The following is a 24409-nucleotide window of genomic DNA, read 5'->3' on the forward strand; positions in this document are numbered from 1 at the left end:
GTGACCGTCGGAACCGTTCACGTCGCCGAAGCCAAGCAAAAGACGAGCACGGAGGGCGGTAGCGCTCCCGGTGATACCACCACCGGAGATGAAACGAGTTCCGGGAACGGTCAGCCCGGATTCGGCGTCCTCGTCTCACTGCTCGCCGTCGCCGGTCTCGTCCTGCTTCGGCGGCGGTAATCGGCGGCCGACCGGTTTCTCAGTCTTCGGACGGTACTTCCTTCCGACCGGACACCCGATTGGGAACGAGGCGGAACTGGTAGAACTCCACCTCCGAGGGCGGCTGTTCGAAGATATCCACGAGCGGAATCTTCACGCCCCACATCTGTTGGACGGCGGCCGAATCGTACGGCAAGTCGGCCACCTCTTCGAGTCGGCCGGTCGCGACGACGCTTCGATACCCCTCGTCCGTCTCCTCGTACGTGACGAACGACATGGGTCGGTCGATCCAATCCGTCTTTTCGCTGCTCGGCGGCACGGCGAGACGGAAGTAGAAATCGCCCGTCTCCCCGTAGTAGCCGTACGACACCGGCAGTGAGAACGGCGACTTCTCGTCCGCCGTCGAAAACGAAATGACGCCCGTTCCGCCGATTCCGAGGAAGTCGTTCAGCTCTTCGTCCGTCATCTGTACCCACCGAAGCCCCTGCATGCGAATCCGTACGACTCGATGGTAGAAAACGACTCGGCTGGATTTTCGCGGATAAGGTCGATGATGTTGCCCCGTCGCGCCGTGGAGAGAATTCGCTCGCGCGAAATGACAGTCGCTTACGGGGTTGCGTCAGTGAAAAATGCGCTGGCTGGGATTGTGAACGACGTCCAGACGGTCCCGCTCACTTCGTTCGCGGGCGTGCGTCTGGTCTCATTCAAATCCAGTGCGATTTTTCTCACAGATGACTCGCTCCGCTCGTCATCGTGAGTTCGAAAAATGCGCTGGCTGGGATTTGAACCCAGGTTGTGACCATGGCAAGGTCACGTGATACCACTACACTACCAGCGCGTTTCGTTCGTCGCCTGTTGCGACATTACAACCTTGCCACGGGTAGGTATAAATGAGTTACGCAAGCGAGGTGATAGGGTCGTCTCGGTCACACGATTTCGACGCGACAGGTCGCGGTCTTCGTGCTTGACCGTGCGCAAAACGAAGCGGTGTCGTACGTCGTTCGTGCGACAGCAGTCGCTTGGAGAACTGTGTTCGAAAAGTGGCGCTGGTTGGGATTGTGAACGACGTCCAGACGGTCCTGCTCACTTCGTTCGCGGGCGTGCGTCTGGCCTCATTCAAATCCCACGCGATTTCATCGCTCGCGTTTTGACGGGCACACGCTACGCGGTGCTCGCCGAGTTGCTCGCGATAGGAATGCGCTGGCTGGGATTTGAACCCAGGTTGTGACCATGGCAAGGTCACGTGATACCACTACACTACCAGCGCAGGGTTGCTTGCACTTCTCCGTATTCCCGACTACTGTATAAGACTTGCGAGTTGGTGTGTCGTTCGTGTGAAACTCACTCTCACACTCCTCTTGATTCCGATGATTTAGGGCGTGTGAATACGTCACGCGCCCAAATACGAAGCGGCACTCTTTTAACCGTCACTACGAAAACTTCGCTACAGTCTAGTGATGAGGCGTCGAAGCGTAACGGTATGACCGTCAGCATACTCGTACCATCGTCCCTCGTCCGGGAAGCCGAAGACAAACGCGAGGCAACTCGCAAGGTCGGCTACGTTGCCCGCGCGGCGACCGTATTCCGGGCGGACCGCTTGACCGTCTTCCACGACGTGGAAGGCGAGAACAAGTGGGGCGGTGGATTCGTCGAAACCGTGCTCAAGTACGCCGCCACACCGCCCTACCTCCGAAAGGAGGCATTCGGGAGGCGGGACGAATTGGAGTACGTGGGCGTCCTACCGCCGCTCCGCGCCCCATCACAGACCGGCTCCGAATCGGAGGGTTCGGGGTCGTTAAGACAGGGAATCGTGACCGAGGTCGGACCTGAAGGGCGCGTTCGGGTCAATTGCGGACTGCAACACCCGATCTCACTCGTCGTACCGTCTTCCATGACGGTCGCCGAGGGGGAACGCGTTACCGTCAGGATCTCTTCGAGAAGACCGGTCCGTGCGAAGCTCGTGGATGACCCCATTCCGGGTCTCACAGTGACGCGCACAGACCTCTCGGCGGCCCTCGACCGCGACGACGCCGGTGTCACAATCGGCACGTCGCGCCACGGAGAACCGCTCTCCGTTCGACGACTCGACGAAGTCGTCAGACGAACCAACCGCGACGGAATGACCGTCGCCTTTGGTTCGCCGGGTCGAGGACTGCCGGAGATGTTCGGGGTAGAACCCGAAGGAATCTCCACGGTCGAATCCGGCGTCCTAGCCCGGTTCGACCTCTGGCTAAATACGGTTCCAAACCAAGGCAGCGGGGTCGTGCGAACTGAAGAAGCGATGTTCGCCTCCCTCGCAAGCCTTACCCTCAACATCGAGTGATACGATGCCAGAAACAAGCAGACCACGCAAAGGTTCGCTGGGCTTCGGCCCCCGAAAGCGCGCGACGAGCGAAGTTCCGCGCTTCAACTCGTGGCCCGACAGTGACGGTCAGCCGTCGCTGCAGGGATTCGCGGGTTACAAGGCTGGAATGACCCACGTGGTGATGGTCAACGACGAGGCAAACTCCCCCGCGAAGGGATGGAGGAGACCGTGCCGGTCACCATCGTCGAAACGCCCCCGATGCGGGCCGTCGCTCTTCGAGCCTACGAAGACACGCCGTACGGGAAGAAACCAATGACGGAAGTGTGGGGTTCGGAGTTCCACGACGAACTCGACCGCACGCTCAACGTTCCGGAGAACCACGACGCCGACGCCGCGGAGGACGAACTCCGCGCGGCCATCGAGGCAGGCGACGTGGCTGACCTCCGGGTCATCACACACACCGTTCCCAGCGACCTCAAGAACGTGCCGAAGAAACGACCGGACGTCATGGAAACGCGAGTCGGCGGCGGCTCCATCTCGGACCGCGCCGATTTCGCCCTCGAACTACTCGAAGACGGCGGGGAACACGACATCACAGATGTGTTCCGCGCGGGCGAGTACCTCGATACCAGTGGCGTCACGAAAGGAAAAGGAACGCAGGGTCCCGTCAAGCGATGGGGCGTCCAGAAGCGGAAGGGCAAACACGCCCGCCAAGGCTGGAGACGCCGCATCGGTAACCTCGGCCCGTGGAATCCGTCGCGCGTTCGCTCGACGGTTCCGCAGTTGGGTCAGACCGGGTACCACCAGCGTACCGAACTCAACAAGCGTCTCATCTCCCTCGGCGACGACGACGAGGCCTCCGTCGACGGTGGCTTCGTCAACTACGGCGAGGTGGATGGTCCGTACGCGCTGATCAAGGGTTCGGTGCCGGGCCCGAACAAGCGCCTCGTGCGCTTCCGCCCTGCCGTTCGACCGACCGACCAACCGCGCCTCGACCCCGAGGTGCGCTACGTAAGTACGGAGTCCAACCAGGGATAATCCATGCAGGCAACAGTACGTGACCTGAACGGCGAGGACGCTGATACGGTCGACCTGCCGGACGTGTTCGACACGACCGTCCGCACCGACCTCATCAAGCGTGCCGTGCTCGCCGCACAGGCAAACCGGAAACAGGACTACGGTACCGACCCCCACGCCGGGATGCGTACGTCCGCCGAGTCGCCGGGAAGTGGCCGCGGTATGGCCCACATCCCGCGAACGAACGGCCGGGCCGCTCGTGTGCCCAGCGCCGTCGGTGGCCGACCCGCACACCCGCCGAAAGCGGAGAAAGACCGCTCCCTCTCCATCAACAAGAAGGAGCGCAAACTCGCAGCCCGCAGCGCCATCGCGGCGACCGCGGACGCGGAACTCGTCGCGGAGCGCGGACACGACTTCGACGAGGAGACGGAACTCCCCCTCGTCGTGAGCGACGACTTCGAAGACCTCGTGAAGACGCAAGAGGTCGTCTCCTTCCTCGAAGCGGTCGGCATCGACGCCGACATCGAACGCGCGGAGGAGAACAAGAAGGTTCGCGCCGGACGCGGGAAGACCCGTGGCCGCAAGTACAAGACGCCGAAGTCGATTCTGTTCGTCACCAGCGAGGAACCGTCGCGCGCAGCGCGGAACCTCGCCGGTGCCGACGTCGCGACGGCGCGTGAGGTCAACGCGGAAGACCTCGCCCCCGGGACGCAGGCAGGACGACTGACCGTCTGGACCGAGAGCGCACTCGAAGAGGTGGCAGACCGATGAGCGTCGTCGAATATCCGTGGGTTACGGAGAAAGCAATGAACGAGATGGACTTCGACAACAAGCTCCAGTTCATCGTCTCGCTTGACGCGACGAAGCCGGAAATCCGCGACGAGATCGAGGACCGCTACGATGTCACCATCGAGAAGATCAACACCCAAGTCACAATGAACGGGAACAAGAAGGCGACCGTCTCGTTGTCGGACGACGACGACGCACAGGACGTCGCCTCCCGAATCGGGGTGTTCTGATAATGGGACGCAGGATTCAGGGACAGCGACGTGGCCGCGGTGGACCGACCTTCCGCGCACCGTCGCACCGATACAAGGCAGAACTGAGCCACAAGAACGCCGAAGACAGCGATCTGGTCACGGGAACGGTCGTCGGTATCGAACACGACCCCGCCCGCAGTGCACCGGTCGCGGCCATCGAGTTCGAGGACGGCGAGCAGCGTCTCGTCCTCGCACCCGAAGGCGTCGGCGTCGGAGAGGAAATTCAGGTCGGCGTTTCCGCCGAAATCAAGCCGGGCAACACGCTCCCGCTCGCCGAAATCCCGGAAGGGGTTCCGGTGTGCAACGTCGAGCGCCAGCCCGGAGACGGCGGCAAGTTCGCCCGCGCATCCGGCGTCGGTGCGAACCTCATCACGCACGACCGAGAGGCCGCCATCGTCGAACTCCCGAGCGGCGAAGTCCGACGACTTTCGCCCCAGTGCCGTGCCACCATCGGCGTCGTCGCCGGTGGCGGACGGACGGAGAAACCGATGGTCAAGGCCGGTAACAAGTATCACAAAATGAAAGCGCGCGGCACGAAGTGGCCGAACGTGCGTGGTGTGGCGATGAACGCCGTGGACCACCCGTTCGGTGGCGGTGGCCGCCAGCACCCCGGACGCCCGAAGAGCGTCTCCCGAGACGCTCCGCCGGGACGAAAGGTCGGAGACATCGCGTCCAAGCGAACCGGACGTGGAGGTAACAAATGAGCGGAAGCGATTATCGAACAGGACGCGAGGGTGAGTTCACCTATCGCGGCTACGATCTCGACGAACTGCAGGACATGAGTCTTGAGGAAGTCGCGGAACTGCTGCCCGCACGAATGCGGCGAAGCATCCTTCGCGGGTTGACCGTCGAGCAGGAGAAGCTGCTCGAAAAGGCCCGGAACACGACGGCACAAGAATCGGCGAACAGCCCGATTCGGACGCACCTGCGCGACATGCCGGTGCTCCCATCGTTCGTCGAAAAGACGTTCGCTGTCTACAACGGCAGCGACTTCGAGCGCGTGCGAATCGAGCCGGAGATGTTGGGACACTACCTCGGTGAGTTCCAGCTGACCCGTACCTCCGTCGAACACGGGCAAGCGGGAATCGGTGCGACCCGCTCCTCGAAGTTCGTGCCACTCAAATAAACCATGGGAATCAGCTACAGCGTCGATGCCGACCCGGAGACAACCGCCAAGGGGATGCTCCGAGATCGGCACATGAGCCACAAGCACAGCAAGGCGATTGCCCGCGAGATAAAGGGCAAGACCGCCGGGGACGCGAAAGCGTACCTCCAGCAGGTCGTGAACGAAGAGCGGTCGGTGCCGTTTAAGCAGCACAACAGCGGCGTCGGCCACCGTTCGGACATCGACGGCTGGGACGCGGGTCGCTACCCCGAGAAGGCGAGCAAGGCGTTCATCGAACTCATCGATAACGTCACCGCGAACGCGGACGCCCAAGGGTTCGACGGCGAATCGATGGAGATCATGCACGTCGCCGCCCACAAGGTCGGCGAAGTGCAGGGACGAAAACCCCGTGCGTTCGGCCGCGCATCCGCGTGGAACACGCCCGAGGTCGACGTCGAACTCATCCTTGAGGAGGTCGACAACTAATGGCAGACGAACATCAGTTCATCGAAGACGGGCTTCAGCGCTCGCAGATAGACGAGTTCTTCGCGGAAGAACTCGGCCGAGCGGGCTACGGCGGCATGGACGTCGCCAAGACGCCGATGGGGACCCAGATCGTCCTCAAGGCCGAAAAGCCCGGTATGGTCATCGGAAAGGGCGGGAAGAACATCCGGAAGATCACCCGAGAGCTCGGTGAGCGGTTCAACCTCGACGACCCGCAGATCGACGTTCAAGAGGTCGACGAACCGGACCTGAACGCTCGTATCGTCGCGGATCGACTCGCCAACGCGCTCGAACGCGGATGGTACTTCCGCAAGGCGGGTCACACGACCATCGACCGAATCATGGACTCCGGCGCACTCGGCGCCGAAATCGTCCTCTCCGGGAAGGTCACGGGTGCACGCTCGCGCGTTGAGAAGTTCAACCGCGGCTACATCAAGCACAACGGCGAACCCGCCCAGACCATCGTGGACCACGGGCAGGGTGTCGCGGTGATGAAACTCGGCACCATCGGTGTCGACGTGAAGATCATCCCGCCGGGAGCGGACCTGCCGGACGACTTCCAGATCGAAGAGGGTGCGAACCCCGAAGAACTCGTTCCCGATGCCGTCGAGGCCAACGAGGCCGCCGACCTCATCGAGGAACCGAGCGAGGACGAACTCGAAGAACTTCGCGCCGACGAGGCCGAGGAATCGCCGGAACCCGGCGAGGCCGACGTCGACGAAGAGGTCGTCGAGGAAGTCATCGAGGACGAGTCCGAAGCTGACGCCGACGAATCCGAACCCGAATCCGTCGAGGAAGAACTCGACGAACTCGAAGAGGAAGTCGAGGCGGAAGCCGAGGAACTCCTCGAAGAAATGGAAGACGAAGAGACGGACGAGGAGGATGAAGAATAATGGCTATTCTTCACACCTCGGAAATCCGCGACATGACGCCCGCAGAGCGCGAATCCGAACTCGAAGAACTCGAGACGGAACTGCTCAACGCGAAGGCCGTCAAAGCCGCGGGTGGTGCGCCGGAGAACCCCGGCCGCATCAAGGAACTCCGTCGAACAATCGCTCGAATCAAGACGATTCAGCAAGAAGAAGGCGACCTCGAATAAGATGCCACTGACACCCGAGACGCTCACGAAACACGAACTCGTCGGCCTGCACGTGCGGGTCGTTTCGGCGGCGAATCCGTCCCTCGAAGCCATCGAAGGGCGGGTCGTTTCCGAGACGATGCGTACGCTTACCGTCGAGTCCGCGTCTCGGTCGTGGCAGGTACCGAAGCAGGGCACGACGTTCGAATTCGAACTCACAAATGAAGCCGCCGCACCCTGTAAAGGGGCGGGGACCGCGTCCGAACTGCCAGCGGAAACTGCCGGAGGTCGCTCCGGTCAGTCTGGTGGTGTCTCCGGGAGTCATCCGGGGACTCGTCGGCATTCCGACGACGGCGAGGGCGTGGCTTACGTTACGGTGGATGGCACGAATTTGCTCTCACGACCCGCATTGCGTACCGAAACTGGAGGTAATTCGAAATGGCGTTAGGATTGAATGTATCAGAACCGGAGGGGACCTGCTCCCACGAGGACTGCCCGTTCCACGGATCGCTTTCCGTGCGCGGACAGATCATCGAGGGCGAAGTCGCCTCCACTGACATGGACAAAACCGTTGTCGTCGAGCGAGAGTACGACGTTACAGTGCCGAAATACGATCGGCAGATGAAGCGTCGCTCCCGCGTTCCGGCTCACGCGCCGGAGTGCATGACGCTCGAAGTTGGCGACACGGTTCGTATCGCAGAAACCCGACCGCTCTCGAAGACGAAATCACACGTCGTCGTCGAGAACCTGACCGAGGAGGGTGACGACTGATGGAAGCACTGAAGGCTGACGTGACCCAGGGCGTCGAGAAAGGCTCCCTGCTCAACTGTGCCGACAACACCGGCGCACGAGAACTGAAGGTCATCAGCGTTTCCGGCTACCACGGCACGAAGAGCCGCCATCCCAAGGCGGGTATCGGTGACAAGATCACCGTGTCCGTCACGAAGGGGACGCCGGAGATGCGCCGTCAGGTGCTCGAAGCTGTCATCGTTCGACAGCGCAAATCCATCCGTCGCCCCGACGGCACGCGTGTCAAATTCGAAGACAACGCGGCCGTCGTCATCGACGACGTGGAAGAGCCGCGAGGGACCGAAATCAAGGGTCCCATCGCGCAGGAAGTCGCAGAGCGGTTCGGAAGTATTGCAAGCACAGCTACGATGATAGTATGACTCGACAACCACGCAAACAGCGAAACCAGACCGAACGCGCACCGCTCCACGAGCGGCACAAGCAGGTCAAAGCCACGTTGTCGGACGACCTCCGCGAGGAGTTCGACCAGCGCAGCGTCCGCGTCAACGCGGGCGACACGGTCGAAGTCATGCGCGGCGATTTCGCCGGTGAAGAAGGCGAAGTCACCTCCGTCGACCTGAAGAAGGCAGTCGTCTTCGTCGAGGACGTTACCCTCGAAAAGGCCGACGGTGAGGACGTCCCGCGACCGCTCGAAGCGAGCAACGTCCGTGTGACCGACCTCGACCTGTCCGATGACCGCCGTGAGGCGCGTCTGGAAGGTGATTCCGAATGAGCAACCATCAGAAACGACTCTCCGTTCCGAAATCCTGGCCGGTCGAGCGAAAGACCGCCACGTTCACCGTGAAGGCCGGTGCCGGTCCGCACGGTCGTGACGGCGTTCCGCTCCTCATCATCATGCGGGACGTACTGGGCTACGCGGCATCGAAGAAGGAAGCCCGCTACGCGCTCAACCAGGATGCCGTTCTCGTGAACGGACAATCAGTGAGTGACGAACAGCGACCCATCGGTATGTTCGACATCCTCGCGTTCACCGAACGCGAAGAGTACTACCGCGTCTTCCCCGACGAGGGCGGTCGCCTCGCGCTGACCCCCATCGACGAGGATGCGGCGGACGGCCGACTGGCGAAAATCGAGGACAAGACGAACGTCCCCGGTGGCGAAACGCAACTCAATCTCCACGACGGCAGCAACCTTCGTGTCGAGTCCGATTCGGACTACAACACGAAAGATTCCATCGTCCTCGGGAACGAGGACAAGGACATCCTCGCACACTTCCCGTACGAGGAAGGCTGTCTCGTCACCGCCGTTCGCGGGCAGCACGCCGGCGAAATCGGCGAAGTCACCGACATCACGGTGACGCCCGGCAGCGGTTCGAACACCGTCGCCGTCGAAGGCGACGACACCGCGTTCGAAACCGTCGAGGAGTACCTCGTCGTCATCGACGAGAACTTCACGGGTGATGACGAATGAGCGAAGCCGAATTCCACGAGATGCGAGAGCCGAAAGTGGAGAAGATCGTCGTCCACATGGGCGTCGGCGAAGGTGGTCGCGAACTCGCCAACGCCGAGGAGATCCTCGAAGACGTGACGGAACAACAGAGCGTCCGCACGTTGGCGAAGTCCACGCTCCCCGACTTCGGCATCCGTCAGGGCGACCCCATCGGTGCGAAGGTGACGCTCCGTGGCGAGGACGCACACGACTTCCTCGAAACGGCGCTCCCGCTCGTCAGCCTCTCGTCGAACCAGTTCGACGACACGGGCAACTTCAGCTTCGGTATCGACGAGCACACCGAGTTCCCGAGTCAGGAGTACGACCCGAACGTCGGAATCTACGGGCTTGACGTCACCGTCAACCTCGTTCGACCGGGCTACCGCGTCGCCAAGCGCGACAAGGTCACCCGCAAGATTCCGTCGAACCACCGTCTGACGGCCGAGGACGCGCTCGCGTTCCTGCAGGCCAAATTCGACGTTGAGGTGGATGAATGAGCGAAAGTGAGAACGACTCGACCGGCGAGCATTCGACCAAGCGCACTGGCCAACTCGAAACGTGCCAACGATGTGGTCGAAAGCAGGGACTGGTCGGAAAGTACGATATCAATCTGTGTCGCCAGTGCTTCCGCGAAATCGCACGCGACATGGGATTCAGGAAGTACCGATAACTATGGCAGGAAACGACCCCCTCAGCAACGCACTCTCCGGCGTGGACAACGCCGAAGGTGTCGGTCATCTGTCCCACACGGTACAGCCCGCCTCGAACGAGATCGGCAGCGTGCTCGAGGTCTTCTACGACCACGGGTACATCGACGGCTTCGACTTCGTCGACGACGGTAAAGCCGGTCGCTTCGAGATCGAACTAAAAGGCGCTATCAACGAATGTGGCGCGGTCAAGCCCCGCTATTCGGTGGGCAAAGACGACTTCGAGAAGTGGGAGAAGCGGTTCCTCCCCGCCCGAGACTACGGGGCACTCGTCGTCACGACCAGCCACGGCGTCATGAGCCACTACGAGGCCCGCGAGAAGGGAATCGGTGGCCAAGTCATCGCATACGTCTACTAGAATCATGCCACGAGTAGAAATAGAAATCCCGGACGAGGTGTCCGCCGATGTGGACCACCTCGACGTGACCATCGAAGGGCCGGAAGGATCCGTCACGCGACGGCTCTGGTACCCGGACGTGAGTGTCACCGTCGAGGACGACGCAGTGGTCGTAGAGAGCGACGCCACCGACGCCAAAACGAAGGCGACGATGGGCACGTTCGAGAGCCACGTGCGAAACATGATCCACGGCGTCAGCGAGGAGTGGGAGTACAAGATGGAAGTCTTCTACTCTCACTTCCCGATGCAGGTACGTTCCGAGGGCGACGAAGTCGTCATCGAGAACTTCCTCGGTGAGAAAGCGCCGCGACGAACGGGTGTCCACGGGGACACCGTCGTCGAGGTCAACGACGAGGAACTGTTCCTGCGCGGCCCGAGCATCGAGGATGTCGGCCAGACCGCCGCAGACATCGAACAACTCACCCGCGTGTCGGGCAAAGACACGCGCGTGTTCCAAGACGGCGTTTACATTACGGAAAAGCCGTCCACGGGAGGTGCCTGATAGATGGCAGACGAACCAGAAGGAATCGAAGACATCAGCGGTGTCGGCGAGAGCAAGGCCGAGTCGCTCCGTGAGGCAGGCTACGAGTCCGTCGAGGACATCAAGGCGGCCAGTCAGGACGACCTCGCGGAAGTCGACGGCATCGGCAACGCGCTCGCTGCCCGTATCAAGGCGGACGTCGGTGGCCTCGAAGTCGAAGAGGAGACCGAAGCCGAGATCGAAGAGGAAGAACCGGAGGCCGAGGAAGAACCGGCCGAAGACGTCGAAACCGAACTGCAGCCGCGCGGTCTGACCGAGAAGACGCCCGATCTCGACGACGAGGAAGCGCGACTTCTCGAACAGCGACGACGCGTCGGCAAACCGCAGTTCAATCGACAGGACTACCACAAGAAAAAGCGCACGCCGGAATCGTGGCGCAAGCCCCGCGGAAACCTCAGCAAGCAGCGCCGAGGTATCAAGGGCAAGGGCGACATGGTTCAGGCTGGCTACCGCACGCCGAAGTCCGTTCGGGGCAAGCACCCGAGCGGCTTCGAGGAAGTTCGCGTTCACAACGTCGACGACCTCGACGGCGTGGACGGCGACGTCGAAGCGGTCAGAATCGCCTCGAAAGTCGGTGCTCGCAAGCGCGAGCGTATCGAGGAAGTCGCTGAAGAAGAAAGCATTCGCGTTCTCAATCCGACCTACGTCGAAGTGGAGGTAGAAGAATGAGTGACCTGAGTGCACAGAAGCGACTCGCCGCAGACGTACTCGACGTCGGGAAGAACCGCGTTTGGTTCGACCCCGACGCGCAGGGTGCCATCGCGGACGCGATCACCCGCGAGGACATCCGCGAACTCGTCGACGACGGGTCGATTCAGTCGAAGGACGCAAAGAGCAACTCCCGCGGTCGTGCCCGTGAGCGCAACGAGAAGCGCGCCTACGGTCACCGAACCGGCCCCGGCACCCGCAAGGGGAAGAAGGGCGGCCGCAAGGACTCGAAAGAGGAGTGGACGAACCAAATTCGCGCACAGCGACGCAAACTACGCGAACTCCGTGCCGAGGGCGAAATCACGCGGACGCAGTACCGCGCCCTGTACGATAAGGCCAAAGGCGGAGAGTTCCGTAGCGTGCAATACCTGCTGAACTACATAGAGAACAACTACTAACAATGGCAACTGGACCACGATACAAGGTGCCGATGCGCCGCCGCCGTGAGGTCCGGACTGACTACCATCAAAGGTTGCGCCTGCTGAAATCGGGCAAGCCACGTCTGGTCGCTCGGAAGAGCAATCAGCATGTCAGGGCACAGCTGGTCACGATGGGTCCCGACGGCGACAACACAGTTGCGAGTGCGTACTCCGGCGATCTGGAGGAGTACGGCTGGGAAGCCCCCACGGGCAACCTCCCCAGCGCGTACCTCACCGGATATCTGCTCGGCAAACGCGCACTCGACGCTGACTACGAGGAGGCAGTCCTCGACATCGGTCTGAACACGGCGACGCCCGGCAGCAAGGCGTTCGCAGTACAGGAAGGTGCAATCGACGCTGGCCTCGACATCCCGCACAACGAAAGCGTGATGGCGGACTGGTCGCGCAACCGCGGCGAGCACATCGCCGACTACGCTGAACAGTTGGACGAGCCGCTGTACAGCGGGGATTTCGACGCCACAGAACTACCCGAGCACTTCGACGAAGTGCTCTCGAACCTGCAGGAGGACGAATAATATGAGTAACAGAAACGGCTGGCAACCCCAGACCCGTCTCGGCCGCAAGGTCGCCGAGGGCGACATCGAGACGATGGAGGAAGCGCTGAACTCCGGGCTTCCGCTCAAGGAACCGGAGCTCGTCGACCAGCTCCTCCCCGGCCTCGAAGACGAAGTGCTGGACATCAACATGGTTCAGCGCATGACCGACTCCGGTCGGCGGGTGAAGTTCCGCTGCGTCTGTGCTATCGGCAACCGCGACGGCTTCGTCGGCTACGCGGAAGGTCGAGACGATCAGGTCGGTGGTGCCATCCAGAAGGCTATCGACATCGCAAAGCTGAACATCATCGACGTTCCCCGCGGCGCAGGGTCGTGGGAGGACCGAAGCGACCGACCGCACTCGCTCACCCACCGGACGACCGGCAAGGCGGGCAGTGTGGAAGTCGAACTCATCCCGGCACCCGCCGGACTGGGACTTGCGGCGACCGACACCGTCCGCAAAATCCTCGAACTCGCGGGCGTCGAGAACGCGTGGACGAAGAGCCACGGCAACACGCGAACTACTCTCAACCTCGCCAAGGCGACGTACAACGCGCTGGAGAACGCCTCCCAGGCGCGCGGCCCGCGGGCCCGTCCCGACGAGGAACCGGAGGTGGCTGACTGATGGAAGCAGTCGTCCAGATTCGCGGCGAGGTCAACATGGACCAGGACATCCGTGACACCCTCTCGATGCTCAACATCCACAAGGTCAATCACTGCGCGCTGGTCCCGGAATCCGAGACCTACCGCGGTATGATCACCAAGGTCAACGACTTCGTTGCCCACGGAGAACCCGACCAGGACGTTCTGGAGACGGTTCTCTCGAAGCGAGCACAGCCGCTCGAAGGCAGCGACGACGTGGACGACGAGTGGATCGCAGAGAACACCGACTACGACGACATTGCCGACCTCGCGGGCGCGCTCCTCGACGACGAGACGACGCTCCGTGAGCAGGGCCTGACGCCGGTCCTCCGACTTCACCCACCGCGCGGTGGACACGAGGGCATCAAACACCCCACGAAAGAGGGTGGCCAGCTCGGCAAACACACGACCGAGGAGATCAGCACGCTCCTCGAGGCGATGCGATAACCATGACGAGCAAGAAACGACGACAGCGTGGCTCGCGGACGCACGGGGGCGGAACCCACAAGAACCGCCGCGGTGCCGGACACCGTGGTGGTCGCGGACGCGCAGGTCGCGCCAAACACGAGTTCCACAACTACGAACCGCTCGGAAAGCACGGGTTCTCCCGACCCGAAGACGCACAGGAGACGGTGCTCACCGTGTCCGTGCAGAAACTCGACGAAGACGCCGCGCTCTACGCGGCCGAGGGAGTCGCCGAGGAGACCGACGACGGCTACCAGCTCGACGCACGCGATGTCGTCGACGACGGCTGGGACGTTGACGCCGTGAAGGTGCTCGGCGACGGGCAGGTTCGCAACAGCCTCGACGTCACCGCGGACGCCTTCTCGGCGAGCGCGGTCGAACTCATCGAGGAAGCCGGTGGCGACGCCGTGCTGAGCGAACGAGCCGAAGAAGAGGAGTTCGGCGGCAGCGACGACGAAGACGACGCGGAATAATCCTGTTCGTCGGCCGTATTTTTTGCGACGTCGTTTCGGTCAGTGGCGACTCCGTGCGGTATCTCGTTCGGGCATCGTCGGTGTGGACGACATGTCGAGCCACGCCGCTGACACGCCGACGAGCGAAAACGTGAGACCGGATTCTGTAGGCGTCTCCGTACTTTATGGTATCCATCTTCGTCGGTGACGCGAGTCGAAGGAGATACATGTAGGGAGCTTCGAATTGATGTTGAACATGGGTTGGAAAGAGACTGCTGAACCAGTCCTCACACGGATGCCTGCCGTCCAGCGCCCGGAGGGTCACATACCCTTCAAGCGCAAGCTAATGTGGACGGGAGGCGTGTTGCTGCTGTATTTCTTCCTGACGAACGTCTACCTGTACGGAGCGGACCAAAGTGCTGATATCTTCGGCAACTTTCGGTCGCTCCTCGCCGGTGGACAGGGAACCGTCCTACACCTCGGTATCGGACCGATAGTCACCGCGAGCATCGTCTTGCAGTTGCTCGGCGGTGCCGACCTGTTGGGACTGGACACCAGCGACCCCCGCGACCAGGTGCTCTATCAGGGCCTCCAGAAGCTGCTGGTCGTCGTGATGATCTGTCTCACCGGTCTCCCGATGGTCTTCGTCGGCGGCTTCCTGCCGGCCAACGAAGCTGTCGCACAGAACCTCGGTATCGGTACGTTCGGCGTCCAGTGGCTCATCTTCGCCCAGATCTTCGTCGGTGCGATCCTCGTCCTGTTCATGGACGAAATCGTCAGCAAGTGGGGCGTCGGGAGCGGTATCGGGCTGTTCATCGTCGCCGGTGTCAGCCAGCGCCTCATCGGGGGTCTCATCTCGCCGCAGGGCATCGGCTCTACCGTCGGTGTCATTCCGCAGTGGATCAGCATCATCACCGGAAGCGCACAAAACGTCCCGTCCCTGCTCACGTCGAGCGGGATTCAGTACATGCTGTTCGGCGGCGGCCAACTGCTTGCCCTCGCCACGACGGTGCTCATCTTCGTCATCGTCGTGTACGCCGAGAGCGTGCGGGTCGAGATTCCGCTGAGTCACGCGCGAGTGAAAGGTGCTCGCGGTCGCTTCCCCGTGAAGCTCATCTACGCGAGCGTCCTGCCGATGATTCTCGTCCGCGCCCTCCAGGCGAACATCCAGTTCCTTGGGCGCATCCTGAACAGGCAGCTCGGGGGTCTACCGGCGTGGCTCGGTTCGTACAACCAGTACGGCAGTCCCACCGGTGGATTGTTCTACTACTTCGCGCCCATCCATAGTCCGAACGATTGGATGTGGTGGGCGGGCGGTGCGGGCGGGCACGCGGCGTGGGAGGTCCTGCTCCGCGTCGCCATCGACCTCGGCTTCATGGTTGTCGGCGGGGCCATCTTCGCCATCTTCTGGGTGGAGACGGCCGACATGGGTCCCGAATCGACCGCGAAGCAGATTCAGAACTCCGGGATGCAGATTCCCGGTTTCCGCCAGAACACCGGCGTCATCGAGAAGGTGATGGAGCGCTACATCCCGCAAGTCACCGTCCTCGGCGGCGCGCTGGTCGGCCTGCTGGCCGTCATGGCGAACATGCTCGGCACCATCGGTGGCACCTCCGGAACGTCGCTGCTGCTCGCCGTCTCCATCACGTACAAGCTGTACGAGGAGATAGCGGAGGAGCAGTTGATGGAGATGCATCCGATGATGCGCGAGATGTTCGGCGGATAGAACGAACCTCCTTCTCGGCGTATTGTGTAACCGTGACGCGGTGTTTTACGTCGCGTCGGCGATTGGGCGAGTGAATGCGAATCACTCGACGCCACTGCTGTAGAACGGTCACATTCTTGCGGAACGCCTTCCGAGGTTTCGGTTCGTCTCCGCGGAATCATCCGCTCTCTCGGTTCTCGTGACTCGCTTCCGCTCCGCTCTCGTCTTCGGGTGTGGAAACGGGCGGGAAGCGTCGTTTCTCCGATTTGGGTGCGGAGACACCGCTCCCGGTACATCGATACCTGTTTCGAACGTCGGAGAACGAGATTAGCGGCGAAGACGGCGAATGAAACGGGAGAGCGACGGTGCAACCCACTCTCTGACGGTGTTCGACTGAACGTCGGCATCCTCCGTGTTTGCCTCGGTAGTCGTCATCTCGGCCGTCGAATCTGGTGAATCGGTGGTCGATGTCGTTTCAACGGATTCTTTCGCCATCCTTCGTTCGAGAGTCAGAGTGAATCATAAAAAAGAAATCGGATTGGTGGTTCGATGCTCGATTTCCGATTCCGTCGTCTCGTCTTCGGAGGTGGAACCCTCTCGGTATTGGAAATCGCGGAACCTTCTTCATTCGTGGCCGAAATGCATGAAACATGGATTCGGAGGCCGCGTTTCGCACACGTCTTCGCGCCGCGATAGCAAGTGTCGTCTCGTCGCACGAAACGCGGTTCGAAACGGCGTGTGAGGAGTTGCCCGACGGCGGACTCCTCGTTCCCGCTGCGGAACGCGACGGTATCGTCCTCGAAACCATCGCGGCGGACGTGGACCCCCATTCACCGACCGCCATCCGGCGCGGAAAGCGGCGCGCTCGGGAACACGGCACGTCCGCGTTCGTGACTGCCAACGAAACCGACGCGTTCCTGTTCTGCGGTGCCGAAACGGACGCTGACACCCCCGCTTCGAACTTCGACCGACGGTGGTACGACTTGCGGTCCTCGACGCTTGCGGAGTTCGGTGAGCGAGTCCTCGACGACGCGGTTGCGCTACGGGACGGCGACGAGTCGCCGACGCGATACGAGGAGTTCGTCGTCGGTCGCCTCCGGAGTTTTCACGCCAGTCTTTGCCCGCGGTACGAGTCGTCCATCCGCGACGCGTTCGCGGAGGACGAGCGATTCCGCGATTCGTTGGTCTCGTGGGCGCGCGAGAACGGTTATCCGGTCGCGGAGCCGGATGTGGAGCGGACGGTTCGTATCGCTGCCCGACTGTCCGCGTATCTGGCGATGGCTCGGCTCGTGTTCGCCGAACGCCGCCGGGAGAGCGATTCGGACGAACCGGCGGAAGTCGGCTCGCTTCCCGTGGGACGAACGGACGTCGGATTAGACGGTACCGAACTCTTCGACGCGATTCCGACCGACGCGGAGACGAACGAGCGGTTGCGCGCGTTCGCGGACAGCATCGAGCGGGAACCGCTTTTGGAGGTCGATATCGACATCGCCGGGCGGGTGTACGAGCGACTCATCCCGGACGACGAACGGACGCGACTCGGCCAGTTCTACACGCCGGACGAAATCGGCCGCCTGCTCTCCCGGTGGGCCATTCGCTCCCCTGTCGACCGCGTTCTCGACCCGGCGAGCGGTACCGGGTCGCTCACCGTCCACGCCTACGACCGGTTGAAAGAGTTGGGTGCGCGTTCGCACTGGGACCCGCTCGAACGTTTGACCGCGGTAGACGTGGACGGGTTCTCGCTCCGACTGTTGGCGTTGACCCTCGCGTTCCGGGACGGTCACGACCCGGCGGACGGTCCCTCCGCCGCCGACCGTTTCGCGTACCACCGCGATTTCTTCGACCTCGACCCGGATACCGTCGGAAGATTCGACGCGACGGTTGCAAACCCGCCCTACGTTCGACAGGAGTGCCTCGCCGCTGACCGCGAGCACTTCCGCGAACACCTCGCGGATTTCGGTCCGGGGTCGGACGGTATCTACGCCGACGGCGAGAAGGAAATCGACGGGCGAAGCGACCTGTACTGTTACTTCCTGACACACGCCACGGAGTTCCTCCGCGAGGGCGCTCGACTGGCGTGGGTGGTCCCGACGAAATGGATGGTCGCGGATTACGGTCCCTCGCTGCAGCGGTTCCTCTACGACCACTACACGGTCGAAGCCGTGGTCGGCTTTCGAAACCGGCTGTTCGACGACGCGCTCGTCGATACGGTGTTGTTGCTGTTGGAGCGGACGGACGACGAGGCGGTGCGACGGGCGACGGAGACGAACTTCGTCCGCATCAACGAGCGGATGGACTCGGACGACATCCTCGACGTCATCGACCGAACGTACGACATCGATGACGGCAATCACCTGACGATTCGGGGGGAATCGAGCCATCGGGTGGTCGCCGTGCGCCAGTCGCATCTGGCGGACCACCTCGGCGAGAAACTCCACCGGTACATCACCGCTCCCGCGCTTCACACCGCCGTCGTGGAACACGACGCGACCGTCCCGCTATCCGAGGTCGCAACGATAACGCGCGGGAAGAAGACCGGCGCGAACCCGATTTTCGTCCTCGATCCGGATGACGTTCGCTCCCGAGACGTCGAGGAGCGGTTTCTCCGCCCGGCCATCAAGAGCGTGCGGGAGATAGACGGCTACGAATACACGACGGACGACGCGGAGAAATGGATGCTCGACGTGGCCGACTACGTGGAGCGTGTCCTGTCGGACACGGGCGGGGACGTGGATTCTGACACGGACGCGGATTCGGACACGGACGCGGACGACCGCGCGGCCTTCGTCACGTCGGCGCTCGAACGGGACGGTTACAGCGGCGTTTCGTCGTACCTCCGGTGGGCGGAAACCCACCCGTCTCGGACGAACGCGTCGCTCGCCAGCAACGACCCGTGGTTCGACATGGGTTCGCTGGATTCGAAAACCGCACCCATCGTCTGCCCGCAAGCGATGGATACGCGCCGGTTTTTCGCCCGTACAGACGGGGAGGTCGTCGCCAGCAATCGGTTTCTGCTCGTCCGGCCGCGGACCGTCGATTCGACGCTCCTGCTCGGCCTGTTGAACGCCAGCCTCACGAAAATCGTCGTCGAGAGCCACGGCAGGGTCACCGGCGGCGGCGCGGTCAATCTCTCCAGTTCCGACCTTCGGACCCTGCGCGTCGTGGACCCGTCGTCGCTGACGGACGAACAGCGGACGGCGGTTCGGGACGGATTCGAATCGTTGGTCGCGGGCGACGGAGACGGGCAAAGCGCCATCGACGGCGCGGTCATCGACGTCCTCGACCTCGACCTCGGTGTGGATGAACTGCAGGAGGTCGCCCGGACGCTGAAGCGAATCCGCCGGACGAAGGGACGCGAGGTCGAGTCGCCCGTTCGGAAACTGGACGCGCTGGAGGACCACATCGAGATCGGTCTGGGGGAGTGACTGCTTTCGGATTCGGTCGTGCTGATTTATACGCCTCGGGTTCCATTTCCCGACATGAATCGGCAACGCGGATTTCTACTGTTTCTCATCGCCGTTTTCGGCGTCTTCTCAACCCTCCTCGTCAAACCGTTTCTCCAGTACGTGTTGGCCGCGATTCTGTTGGGGTACATCCTGCACCCGGTCCAAACGCGATTCGAATCTCGCGTCAGCGCCCGGGTTTCCGCGCTCTCGCTCATCGGCCTCACCACGCTCGTCGTTATCGTTCCGGTCGGAGCAATCGCGGTTATCGCGGCGCAACAGGCGTTCACGCTCGTTAGAGCCATCGTCCAAGGGGACCCACGGTTCGCCGAACTGATAGCCTTCGTCGAACGGTACACCGGCGTCACAATCCACGGACGCACGTTACAGGAACTGCTACCCGCGGGGAGTTCCTCGCGGCTGATCGAAAACGCGGTCGGCATCTTCGGCGGCCTCTCGGACGCGCTCATCGGTCTCACGGTGATGGTGTTCATCCTTTACTACCTCCTCACGGACGGCAAGGAGTTCGTCGCGTGGATTCGCCGCTGTACGCCGCTTCCCGACGACGTGCAGGACGAACTCTACTCCGAGATGGACCGGGTAATGTGGGGCGTGTTGGTCGGCAACCTCCTCGTCGGCATCGTTCAGGGGATTCTGACCGGCATCGGCTTCGTCATCGCTGGCGTTCCGGGCGTCGTGTTCTGGACCGTCGTGACGACGGTACTCTCGTTGCTCCCGCTCATCGGTGCCTCCGTCGTCTGGCTTCCCGCCTCGCTCTACCTCTTCCTCGTCGACCGCCCGATTGCGGCGGCGTTTCTGTTCGTCTACGGTACCCTCGTCGTCAGCCTCTCGGACAACTACCTCCGGCCGCTGGTCAGCGGACACGAGGCGAAACTCAACCCCGGCATCCTCGTCGTCGGCATCTTCGGCGGCGTCTACGTGTTCGGCTTCATGGGGCTATTCTTCGGTCCCATCGTCCTCGGCATCTTCCGGTCGCTCCTCACCGTCTTCGCCCGCGAGTACGCCGAGTAGTATCGGTTTCACCGACGCGACTTCACCGTCACGCCTCTCCCACCGAGTTGTTCGAGCGGACGTTCCCCGACGAGGATTTCGAGACGACGATTCCCCGTCTGTTTTCCGCTCCGCGATTGCCGACGACGCGGTTGTCGTCGCTCGAAATGAGAAGGATACCCGTGTCGCTGCTGTCCGTGACGCGGTTGCGGAGAATCGCGTTGCGGTCGCTCGCCCGCAACCGAACCCCGACTGAGTTGTTCACGGCGTCGTTAGATTCGACCGTGTTGTTCTCCGCGCCGTCCGCGAGGTACACGCCGTAAAACCGGTTCGAGACGCGATTCTCCCGGATTCGGTTGTCGCTGGCCGCGGACAGCCAGAGGCCGGCGATGTGGTTTCCGCTCGCCACGCTGTCGCGGACGACGTTTCCGTTCGCGCCCAACAGGGCGACGCCGAATTCGTTACCGCGGACCTCCGTTCCGACGACGGTCGTTCCCGTTGCTTCGACGAGTTGCACGCCGACCAACGCGTTCTCGCTCGCAGTCGTGTTCCGAAGCGTGTTGTTCGAACTGCTCCCGACGAGGAAGACGCCAGCGACCGCGTTCGAGCGGGCGACGTTGTTCACCGCTCTGCTATCGCGGAGCGACACGAGGGACAACCCGACGCGGTTCCGCGCGGTCGTCGTGTTCGCGGCGACGGCGCGGCGCGTGCCCACGAATCGTACCCCGTCGTCCCAATCGGTCGCTTCCACGTTCCGTACCGTCACGTTCGACCCGCCCTCCACGCGGACGCCGGTGGTACCGAAATCGCCGACGCCATCGACGAGATTGCCCCGCCCGTCGAGGGTCACGTCGCTTGCCGTGATGCGAAGGCACGTATCGACCGTCGCGTTTCGAACGTCCTCGGTGAGGACGTACCGACCGGACGACGAAATCGTCCGACAGGAGTCGATTTCGGTTCCGTTCGCCGATTGGGACTGGTCCGCCGCAACGCCGATGGTCGGGTCGTGGAGGGTCATCGAGAGCGCCCCGCCGACCGCCGAAACGACGAGCAATCCGACGACCACTACCGTCGCAAGCGAGACCCCGGTCCGTGTCGGACGTTCGACGCGCATGCCCGAACCTCGTTTCGCTCACAGTTCGTTATTTACCCGTCACTCTACAGCAATCGTCCGTTGCGTTCGGGTTGTAGCGACAACCGAAGCTCGAATCGAGATTCCAATATTCGAATCACTGTTCCGGCGTTCGAGTTCGGGTTCCGATACTCGAATCACGGTCATAATCGCTGGAGGAGCGGAATCTCCTCGATTTTCTCGTCGGGTAGCGCGTCCCAGTCGATACCCGTCGGGCGCTCGTAGGGGGATTCCGTCCTGACGACGCGTTCGGGCGTCACCACCACGTCCATCGGCACGTCGTGTGCTTCGACCGCCGGACCCTCCTCGACGACCTGCACTTCGTGTACCGTCGTGGCAATCGTCGCCTCGTCGTCCACCGCTCCCAGCGCCCGGAGGACGGCGAATTCGAGGTCGCTATATCCCTCTCCTTTCCCGACGCGGGCACCGTCCTCCGTCACCGCGACGCTCCCCGAGACGACGAAACCCACGTCCGGCATCTCGTCCGGCGCGACCGGTTCGGCGTAGCGGTCCATCTTCGACACCGTTGCGGCGGCGTCCTATCCTCGATTTCGGTCGGATCGAGCTTCATGAACGGTTTTTCGTCCCGCAGCCGCGGCTGGGCCATGTAGACGACTTTTCCCTCGCGGAGCGCCCGCCGCCGAACCGGCAACTGGGGGGCGTCAGGGTTGGCCTTTATGACCGATGCATCCTTCCATTCGGGAAGTTCCGCGAGGCGGTCGGCCGCCGCCCCGGCGCCCGCGAAGTTCGGAATTCGTCCGTGCGGCGGGAACGGGAACCGAGAGATGCCCTCGTCCTCCAACCGCGACCAGATGCGGTCGCGGAGGTCGGCTTTGTCCATAGCGGGACTGGTGTGTCACGATATAAAAAGCGATGGTGAGCGGCGCGGAGGCGTTCGGCTTCGAACCACCTCTCGGTGGTAGAAACGGGAAACCAGCCGACTACGCGGCGGTAACGATGATTTGACGTCCCGTTCCGTCGCCCTACTTCTATCACCTATGGTACTTATTGACGGTATCGCCGCCACTTCCGTGCGGTCGCTCGTCCGCAAGCCGTCCGTTCCCGTGCGCAGGGAGGAGATAACAAAGCCCGTCCCTCGCGTCTCGGCGTGTCGTGTTCAGCCTCCGACGATTGCTCGCTAGCGTGGTCGCACTCCTTCTCGTCCTGAGCGTGCTCTTCGTCGCAACGCTGGGCGTCTGGCCGCCCGCGTATACCGTCATCAGTGGAAGCATGTCGCCGCACATCAACACGTCCGACGTGGTCGTGGTAATGGACAAACACCGCGTCACGCCGCCGGACAGCCGCGATGGGGTCGTCTCCGCACGAAACGGTAAACGGGACGGATTCCAGACGCTCGGCGGTCCCGGCAACGTCCTCGTCTATCGACCCTACGGAAACGAGTCGGCGATTCCGGTTCTTCATCGGGCGCGATTTTGGGTTTCGTCGGGAGAGAACTGGTACGACGAGGGGGACCCTGCGTATCTCGCGGGTGCCGACAACTGCGCTGAACTCCGGAACTGTCCGGCACCGCACGCCGGATTCATCACGAAGGGGGACGCGAACGGCTACTACGACCAAGCGGTCGGTATCTCCTCGCCGGTTCGCCAGAGCTGGATTCTCGGGGTGGCGGTCGCCCGCGTCCCGGAACTCGGAAAACTCTCTCCGTCGATGGCTCACTCCTCCCGGAGTAGCGCGACGCTCAGCAACTTCCCGCCTCCGCAGACGGTCGATTCGCGGGTCAACGAGTACAGGATACCGTCGCGGTCGGTTTCGACTTCCTGTCGAATCTCGTAGGTCGCCGGGTCGTACAGGGTTCCGACGCGCTCTCCCGCTTCGACGGAATCGCCGATTTCGCAACCCGATTCGACGACGAACAGCCCGGAATCGGCGGCATCGACGCGGCCGAGGTGATTGCGCGCGAGCACCGGGTCGCCGTTCTCGACGGGTGCCGACGGGAGCATGTCGAGGTGGCGACAGACGTTGACGACCCCCGTCAGCCCAATTTCGACCGCGCTTTCGACGATTTCCTTGTTGTGCGCGAGTTCCGGCGTGATGGACGGAATTCCTTCGCGCGTGGCCGCGACGCGGAACTTGCCGCCGAAGTCCCGTTCCTCCCACTCGACGTCGGCGTCGTCGCCTGCTTGCTCGGAGAGTAGGAGATCGGTACCGAACGCCTCGGCCAGGGCGCGGGATTCCCGGTCGCCTTCCATGAACACGACGTGGGTCAGCATGTCACGGCTGCCGGTGTGGAGGTCCACGATGGCGTCCGCTTCGCTCGCGTACTCCCAGAGCGCGGCCGCCATGCGCTCGTGGAGCGTTCCGTCCTCGTCGCCGGGCCAGACCCGGTTCATATTCGGATTGATGCTGTCTAGCTGTTCGGGCGTGGTGTAGGACACGCGGTCGAACGTGAGCGGGTCGACGACGGGCACCGCGACGATTCGCCCGGCGAGGCGCTCGGTGTCGAGTTCCTCGTGGAACCGTCGGAGCACTTCGCTTCCGTTGATTTCGCGCCCGTGCTGTGCGGCCTGCACGTAGAGCGTCGGGCCGTCGTCCGCGCCGTCGTACGTGTGAACGGTTGTTTCGAGTTCGACGCCCGACGGCAGTCGAGCGAGCGTGATGCGTTCCGCGGTGTGACCTTCCATCGGGTGCAGGGCTGTATGGGAGACACTATCAATCTAGCGAACCTCGATAGCGTGTCTTACGAGACCATTTCACACGGGAGATCGTAGTTATATAAATATCTACGCCAACTGGTGGAAGTGGTGGACGCCATCTTTTAGCCCTCCC

The 24409-nt window shown here is 62.5% G+C and carries 31 protein-coding genes, 2 tRNA genes and 2 pseudogenes; 28 read left to right on the forward strand and 7 right to left on the reverse strand.

Going from position 1 to position 24409, the window contains the following annotated elements; all coding sequences use genetic code 11:
- Positions 1–180: PGF-CTERM sorting domain-containing protein (locus tag BG842_RS24360; RefSeq protein WP_175424277.1), on the forward strand; the 180-nt coding region annotated here is incomplete at its 5' end.
- A gap of 19 nt (positions 181–199) precedes the next feature.
- Here BG842_RS24360 and BG842_RS24365 read toward each other — a convergent pair.
- The 3 genes from BG842_RS24365 to BG842_RS24380 form a co-directional block, all read right to left on the reverse strand.
- Positions 200–649, reverse strand: a complete 450-nt coding sequence (locus BG842_RS24365; protein ID WP_007983514.1) for a pyridoxamine 5'-phosphate oxidase family protein — start codon at positions 647–649, stop codon at positions 200–202.
- Between the two features lie 277 nt (positions 650–926).
- Positions 927–997, reverse strand: a tRNA-Gly gene (locus BG842_RS24375).
- 358 nt (positions 998–1355) lie between these two features.
- Positions 1356–1426, reverse strand: a tRNA-Gly gene (locus BG842_RS24380).
- 213 nt (positions 1427–1639) lie between these two features.
- Between BG842_RS24380 and BG842_RS24385 the strand changes: the two genes are divergently transcribed.
- From BG842_RS24385 to secY, 25 genes and pseudogenes are all read left to right on the forward strand, one after another.
- Positions 1640–2482, forward strand: coding sequence for a putative RNA uridine N3 methyltransferase (locus BG842_RS24385; protein WP_069452836.1), 843 nt, complete (start codon positions 1640–1642; stop codon positions 2480–2482).
- Positions 2483–2486: 4 nt separating this feature from the next.
- Positions 2487–3502 (forward strand): annotated as a pseudogene (locus tag BG842_RS24390) (50S ribosomal protein L3).
- A gap of 3 nt (positions 3503–3505) precedes the next feature.
- Entirely contained in the window at positions 3506–4252 is a 747-nt protein-coding gene (gene rpl4p, locus BG842_RS24395) for a 50S ribosomal protein L4 (RefSeq protein ID WP_069452837.1), read from the forward strand.
- Positions 4249–4500, forward strand: a complete 252-nt coding sequence (locus BG842_RS24400; RefSeq protein ID WP_007983507.1) for a 50S ribosomal protein L23 — start codon at positions 4249–4251, stop codon at positions 4498–4500. Before rpl4p ends, BG842_RS24400 begins: the two co-directional genes overlap by 4 nt.
- Positions 4501–4502: 2 nt before the next feature.
- Positions 4503–5225: a 50S ribosomal protein L2 gene (locus BG842_RS24405; protein ID WP_007983505.1), complete on the forward strand. Its 723-nt coding sequence runs from the start codon at positions 4503–4505 to the stop codon at positions 5223–5225.
- A complete protein-coding gene (locus tag BG842_RS24410; protein ID WP_007983503.1) occupies positions 5222–5647 on the forward strand; it encodes a 30S ribosomal protein S19 in 426 nt (141 codons plus the stop codon). Before BG842_RS24405 ends, BG842_RS24410 begins: the two co-directional genes overlap by 4 nt.
- 3 nt (positions 5648–5650) lie before the next feature.
- Positions 5651–6112, forward strand: coding sequence for a 50S ribosomal protein L22 (locus BG842_RS24415; RefSeq protein WP_007983500.1), 462 nt, complete (start codon positions 5651–5653; stop codon positions 6110–6112).
- On the forward strand, positions 6112–7023 hold the full coding sequence (locus BG842_RS24420; RefSeq protein ID WP_069452838.1) for a 30S ribosomal protein S3: 912 nt from the start codon (positions 6112–6114) through the stop codon (positions 7021–7023). The genes BG842_RS24415 and BG842_RS24420 overlap by 1 nt, the downstream gene beginning before the upstream one ends.
- Complete coding sequence (gene rpmC / locus BG842_RS24425) at positions 7023–7229, forward strand: 50S ribosomal protein L29 (protein WP_007983497.1); 207 nt, start codon at positions 7023–7025, stop codon at positions 7227–7229. The genes BG842_RS24420 and rpmC overlap by 1 nt, the downstream gene beginning before the upstream one ends.
- 1 nt (position 7230) lies before the next feature.
- Entirely contained in the window at positions 7231–7656 is a 426-nt protein-coding gene (locus tag BG842_RS24430; protein WP_007983495.1) for a ribonuclease P protein component 1, read from the forward strand.
- On the forward strand, positions 7647–7979 hold the full coding sequence (locus BG842_RS24435; RefSeq protein WP_007983493.1) for a 30S ribosomal protein S17: 333 nt from the start codon (positions 7647–7649) through the stop codon (positions 7977–7979). Before BG842_RS24430 ends, BG842_RS24435 begins: the two co-directional genes overlap by 10 nt.
- Positions 7979–8377 (forward strand): 50S ribosomal protein L14, encoded by a 399-nt coding sequence (locus tag BG842_RS24440; RefSeq protein ID WP_007983491.1) that lies wholly within the window; start codon positions 7979–7981, stop codon positions 8375–8377. The genes BG842_RS24435 and BG842_RS24440 overlap by 1 nt, the downstream gene beginning before the upstream one ends.
- The gene (gene rplX / locus BG842_RS24445; protein ID WP_007983489.1) at positions 8374–8730 is read left to right on the forward strand and encodes a 50S ribosomal protein L24; all 357 of its coding nucleotides are present in this window, start codon (positions 8374–8376) and stop codon (positions 8728–8730) included. Before BG842_RS24440 ends, rplX begins: the two co-directional genes overlap by 4 nt.
- On the forward strand, positions 8727–9428 hold the full coding sequence (locus BG842_RS24450; RefSeq protein ID WP_007983488.1) for a 30S ribosomal protein S4e: 702 nt from the start codon (positions 8727–8729) through the stop codon (positions 9426–9428). Before rplX ends, BG842_RS24450 begins: the two co-directional genes overlap by 4 nt.
- A complete protein-coding gene (locus BG842_RS24455) occupies positions 9425–9943 on the forward strand; it encodes a 50S ribosomal protein L5 (RefSeq protein ID WP_069452839.1) in 519 nt (172 codons plus the stop codon). The genes BG842_RS24450 and BG842_RS24455 overlap by 4 nt, the downstream gene beginning before the upstream one ends.
- Complete coding sequence (locus BG842_RS24460) at positions 9940–10116, forward strand: 30S ribosomal protein S14 (RefSeq protein WP_007983484.1); 177 nt, start codon at positions 9940–9942, stop codon at positions 10114–10116. The genes BG842_RS24455 and BG842_RS24460 overlap by 4 nt, the downstream gene beginning before the upstream one ends.
- A 2-nt stretch (positions 10117–10118) precedes the next feature.
- The gene (locus tag BG842_RS24465; protein WP_007983482.1) at positions 10119–10511 is read left to right on the forward strand and encodes a 30S ribosomal protein S8; all 393 of its coding nucleotides are present in this window, start codon (positions 10119–10121) and stop codon (positions 10509–10511) included.
- Positions 10512–10515: 4 nt separating this feature from the next.
- Positions 10516–11052: a 50S ribosomal protein L6 gene (locus BG842_RS24470; RefSeq protein WP_007983481.1), complete on the forward strand. Its 537-nt coding sequence runs from the start codon at positions 10516–10518 to the stop codon at positions 11050–11052.
- Positions 11053–11055: 3 nt separating this feature from the next.
- Positions 11056–11760 carry a 50S ribosomal protein L32e gene (locus BG842_RS24475; RefSeq protein WP_069452840.1) on the forward strand — a complete coding sequence of 235 codons (705 nt, stop codon included), beginning with the start codon at positions 11056–11058 and terminating at the stop codon, positions 11758–11760.
- Positions 11757–12197 (forward strand): 50S ribosomal protein L19e, encoded by a 441-nt coding sequence (locus BG842_RS24480; RefSeq protein WP_007983477.1) that lies wholly within the window; start codon positions 11757–11759, stop codon positions 12195–12197. The genes BG842_RS24475 and BG842_RS24480 overlap by 4 nt, the downstream gene beginning before the upstream one ends.
- Before the next feature lie 2 nt (positions 12198–12199).
- Positions 12200–12754: a 50S ribosomal protein L18 gene (locus tag BG842_RS24485; RefSeq protein WP_018128790.1), complete on the forward strand. Its 555-nt coding sequence runs from the start codon at positions 12200–12202 to the stop codon at positions 12752–12754.
- Between the two features lies 1 nt (position 12755).
- Positions 12756–13397 (forward strand): 30S ribosomal protein S5, encoded by a 642-nt coding sequence (locus BG842_RS24490; protein WP_007983473.1) that lies wholly within the window; start codon positions 12756–12758, stop codon positions 13395–13397.
- Positions 13397–13861 (forward strand): 50S ribosomal protein L30, encoded by a 465-nt coding sequence (gene rpmD / locus BG842_RS24495; RefSeq protein WP_069452841.1) that lies wholly within the window; start codon positions 13397–13399, stop codon positions 13859–13861. The genes BG842_RS24490 and rpmD overlap by 1 nt, the downstream gene beginning before the upstream one ends.
- Before the next feature lie 2 nt (positions 13862–13863).
- Positions 13864–14352: an uL15m family ribosomal protein gene (locus BG842_RS24500; RefSeq protein ID WP_069452842.1), complete on the forward strand. Its 489-nt coding sequence runs from the start codon at positions 13864–13866 to the stop codon at positions 14350–14352.
- Positions 14353–14587: 235 nt separating this feature from the next.
- Entirely contained in the window at positions 14588–16057 is a 1470-nt protein-coding gene (gene secY / locus BG842_RS24505) for a preprotein translocase subunit SecY (protein ID WP_069452852.1), read from the forward strand.
- A gap of 306 nt (positions 16058–16363) precedes the next feature.
- On the opposite strand, the gene BG842_RS30360 is transcribed toward secY, so the two are convergent.
- Positions 16364–16531 carry a hypothetical protein gene (locus BG842_RS30360; protein WP_175424278.1) on the reverse strand — a complete coding sequence of 56 codons (168 nt, stop codon included), beginning with the start codon at positions 16529–16531 and terminating at the stop codon, positions 16364–16366.
- 155 nt (positions 16532–16686) lie between these two features.
- On the opposite strand from BG842_RS30360, the gene BG842_RS24510 reads away from it, so the two are divergent.
- The gene (locus BG842_RS24510; protein WP_069452843.1) at positions 16687–19461 is read left to right on the forward strand and encodes a class I SAM-dependent DNA methyltransferase; all 2775 of its coding nucleotides are present in this window, start codon (positions 16687–16689) and stop codon (positions 19459–19461) included.
- Between the two features lie 54 nt (positions 19462–19515).
- Positions 19516–20511 carry an AI-2E family transporter gene (locus BG842_RS24515; RefSeq protein ID WP_069452844.1) on the forward strand — a complete coding sequence of 332 codons (996 nt, stop codon included), beginning with the start codon at positions 19516–19518 and terminating at the stop codon, positions 20509–20511.
- 28 nt (positions 20512–20539) lie between these two features.
- On the opposite strand, the gene BG842_RS24520 is transcribed toward BG842_RS24515, so the two are convergent.
- The 3 genes and pseudogenes from BG842_RS24520 to BG842_RS24530 all read right to left on the reverse strand — a co-directional run bounded on the left by BG842_RS24520 (position 20540) and on the right by BG842_RS24530 (position 24264).
- On the reverse strand, positions 20540–21604 hold the full coding sequence (locus tag BG842_RS24520; RefSeq protein WP_069452845.1) for a nitrous oxide reductase family maturation protein NosD: 1065 nt from the start codon (positions 21602–21604) through the stop codon (positions 20540–20542).
- Positions 21605–21765: 161 nt separating this feature from the next.
- Positions 21766–22463 (reverse strand): annotated as a pseudogene (locus BG842_RS24525) (5-formyltetrahydrofolate cyclo-ligase).
- A gap of 832 nt (positions 22464–23295) precedes the next feature.
- Positions 23296–24264: a succinylglutamate desuccinylase/aspartoacylase family protein gene (locus BG842_RS24530; RefSeq protein ID WP_069452846.1), complete on the reverse strand. Its 969-nt coding sequence runs from the start codon at positions 24262–24264 to the stop codon at positions 23296–23298.
- Positions 24265–24409 lie beyond the last annotated feature (145 nt).

Source organism: Haladaptatus sp. W1 (genome assembly GCF_001723155.1).
Classification (GTDB): Archaea; Halobacteriota; Halobacteria; order Halobacteriales; family Haladaptataceae; genus Haladaptatus; species Haladaptatus paucihalophilus.

Bases quoted from the DNA above. Each gene is read 5' to 3' on its own strand.
- BG842_RS24520 (WP_069452845.1), bottom strand. From the start codon at position 21,604: ATGCGCGTCGAACGTCCGACACGGACCGGGGTCTCGCTTGCGACGGTA.
- BG842_RS24490 (WP_007983473.1), top strand. From the start codon at position 12,756: ATGAGTAACAGAAACGGCTGGCAACCCCAGACCCGTCTCGGCCGCAAG.
- rpmD (WP_069452841.1), top strand. From the start codon at position 13,397: ATGGAAGCAGTCGTCCAGATTCGCGGCGAGGTCAACATGGACCAGGAC.
- BG842_RS24480 (WP_007983477.1), top strand. From the start codon at position 11,757: ATGAGTGACCTGAGTGCACAGAAGCGACTCGCCGCAGACGTACTCGAC.
- BG842_RS24435 (WP_007983493.1), top strand. From the start codon at position 7,647: ATGGCGTTAGGATTGAATGTATCAGAACCGGAGGGGACCTGCTCCCAC.
- BG842_RS24385 (WP_069452836.1), top strand. From the start codon at position 1,640: ATGACCGTCAGCATACTCGTACCATCGTCCCTCGTCCGGGAAGCCGAA.
- BG842_RS24415 (WP_007983500.1), top strand. From the start codon at position 5,651: ATGGGAATCAGCTACAGCGTCGATGCCGACCCGGAGACAACCGCCAAG.
- BG842_RS24365 (WP_007983514.1), bottom strand. From the start codon at position 649: ATGCAGGGGCTTCGGTGGGTACAGATGACGGACGAAGAGCTGAACGAC.
- BG842_RS24440 (WP_007983491.1), top strand. From the start codon at position 7,979: ATGGAAGCACTGAAGGCTGACGTGACCCAGGGCGTCGAGAAAGGCTCC.
- BG842_RS24475 (WP_069452840.1), top strand. From the start codon at position 11,056: ATGGCAGACGAACCAGAAGGAATCGAAGACATCAGCGGTGTCGGCGAG.
- BG842_RS24500 (WP_069452842.1), top strand. From the start codon at position 13,864: ATGACGAGCAAGAAACGACGACAGCGTGGCTCGCGGACGCACGGGGGC.
- BG842_RS24465 (WP_007983482.1), top strand. From the start codon at position 10,119: ATGGCAGGAAACGACCCCCTCAGCAACGCACTCTCCGGCGTGGACAAC.
- secY (WP_069452852.1), top strand. From the start codon at position 14,588: ATGGGTTGGAAAGAGACTGCTGAACCAGTCCTCACACGGATGCCTGCC.
- rpmC (WP_007983497.1), top strand. From the start codon at position 7,023: ATGGCTATTCTTCACACCTCGGAAATCCGCGACATGACGCCCGCAGAG.
- BG842_RS24530 (WP_069452846.1), bottom strand. From the start codon at position 24,264: ATGGAAGGTCACACCGCGGAACGCATCACGCTCGCTCGACTGCCGTCG.
- BG842_RS24470 (WP_007983481.1), top strand. From the start codon at position 10,516: ATGCCACGAGTAGAAATAGAAATCCCGGACGAGGTGTCCGCCGATGTG.
- BG842_RS24420 (WP_069452838.1), top strand. From the start codon at position 6,112: ATGGCAGACGAACATCAGTTCATCGAAGACGGGCTTCAGCGCTCGCAG.
- BG842_RS24460 (WP_007983484.1), top strand. From the start codon at position 9,940: ATGAGCGAAAGTGAGAACGACTCGACCGGCGAGCATTCGACCAAGCGC.
- BG842_RS24410 (WP_007983503.1), top strand. From the start codon at position 5,222: ATGAGCGGAAGCGATTATCGAACAGGACGCGAGGGTGAGTTCACCTAT.
- rpl4p (WP_069452837.1), top strand. From the start codon at position 3,506: ATGCAGGCAACAGTACGTGACCTGAACGGCGAGGACGCTGATACGGTC.
- BG842_RS24400 (WP_007983507.1), top strand. From the start codon at position 4,249: ATGAGCGTCGTCGAATATCCGTGGGTTACGGAGAAAGCAATGAACGAG.
- BG842_RS24515 (WP_069452844.1), top strand. From the start codon at position 19,516: ATGAATCGGCAACGCGGATTTCTACTGTTTCTCATCGCCGTTTTCGGC.
- BG842_RS24430 (WP_007983495.1), top strand. From the start codon at position 7,231: ATGCCACTGACACCCGAGACGCTCACGAAACACGAACTCGTCGGCCTG.
- BG842_RS24450 (WP_007983488.1), top strand. From the start codon at position 8,727: ATGAGCAACCATCAGAAACGACTCTCCGTTCCGAAATCCTGGCCGGTC.
- BG842_RS24485 (WP_018128790.1), top strand. From the start codon at position 12,200: ATGGCAACTGGACCACGATACAAGGTGCCGATGCGCCGCCGCCGTGAG.
- BG842_RS30360 (WP_175424278.1), bottom strand. From the start codon at position 16,531: ATGGCGAAAGAATCCGTTGAAACGACATCGACCACCGATTCACCAGAT.
- BG842_RS24510 (WP_069452843.1), top strand. From the start codon at position 16,687: ATGGATTCGGAGGCCGCGTTTCGCACACGTCTTCGCGCCGCGATAGCA.
- BG842_RS24405 (WP_007983505.1), top strand. From the start codon at position 4,503: ATGGGACGCAGGATTCAGGGACAGCGACGTGGCCGCGGTGGACCGACC.
- rplX (WP_007983489.1), top strand. From the start codon at position 8,374: ATGACTCGACAACCACGCAAACAGCGAAACCAGACCGAACGCGCACCG.
- BG842_RS24455 (WP_069452839.1), top strand. From the start codon at position 9,425: ATGAGCGAAGCCGAATTCCACGAGATGCGAGAGCCGAAAGTGGAGAAG.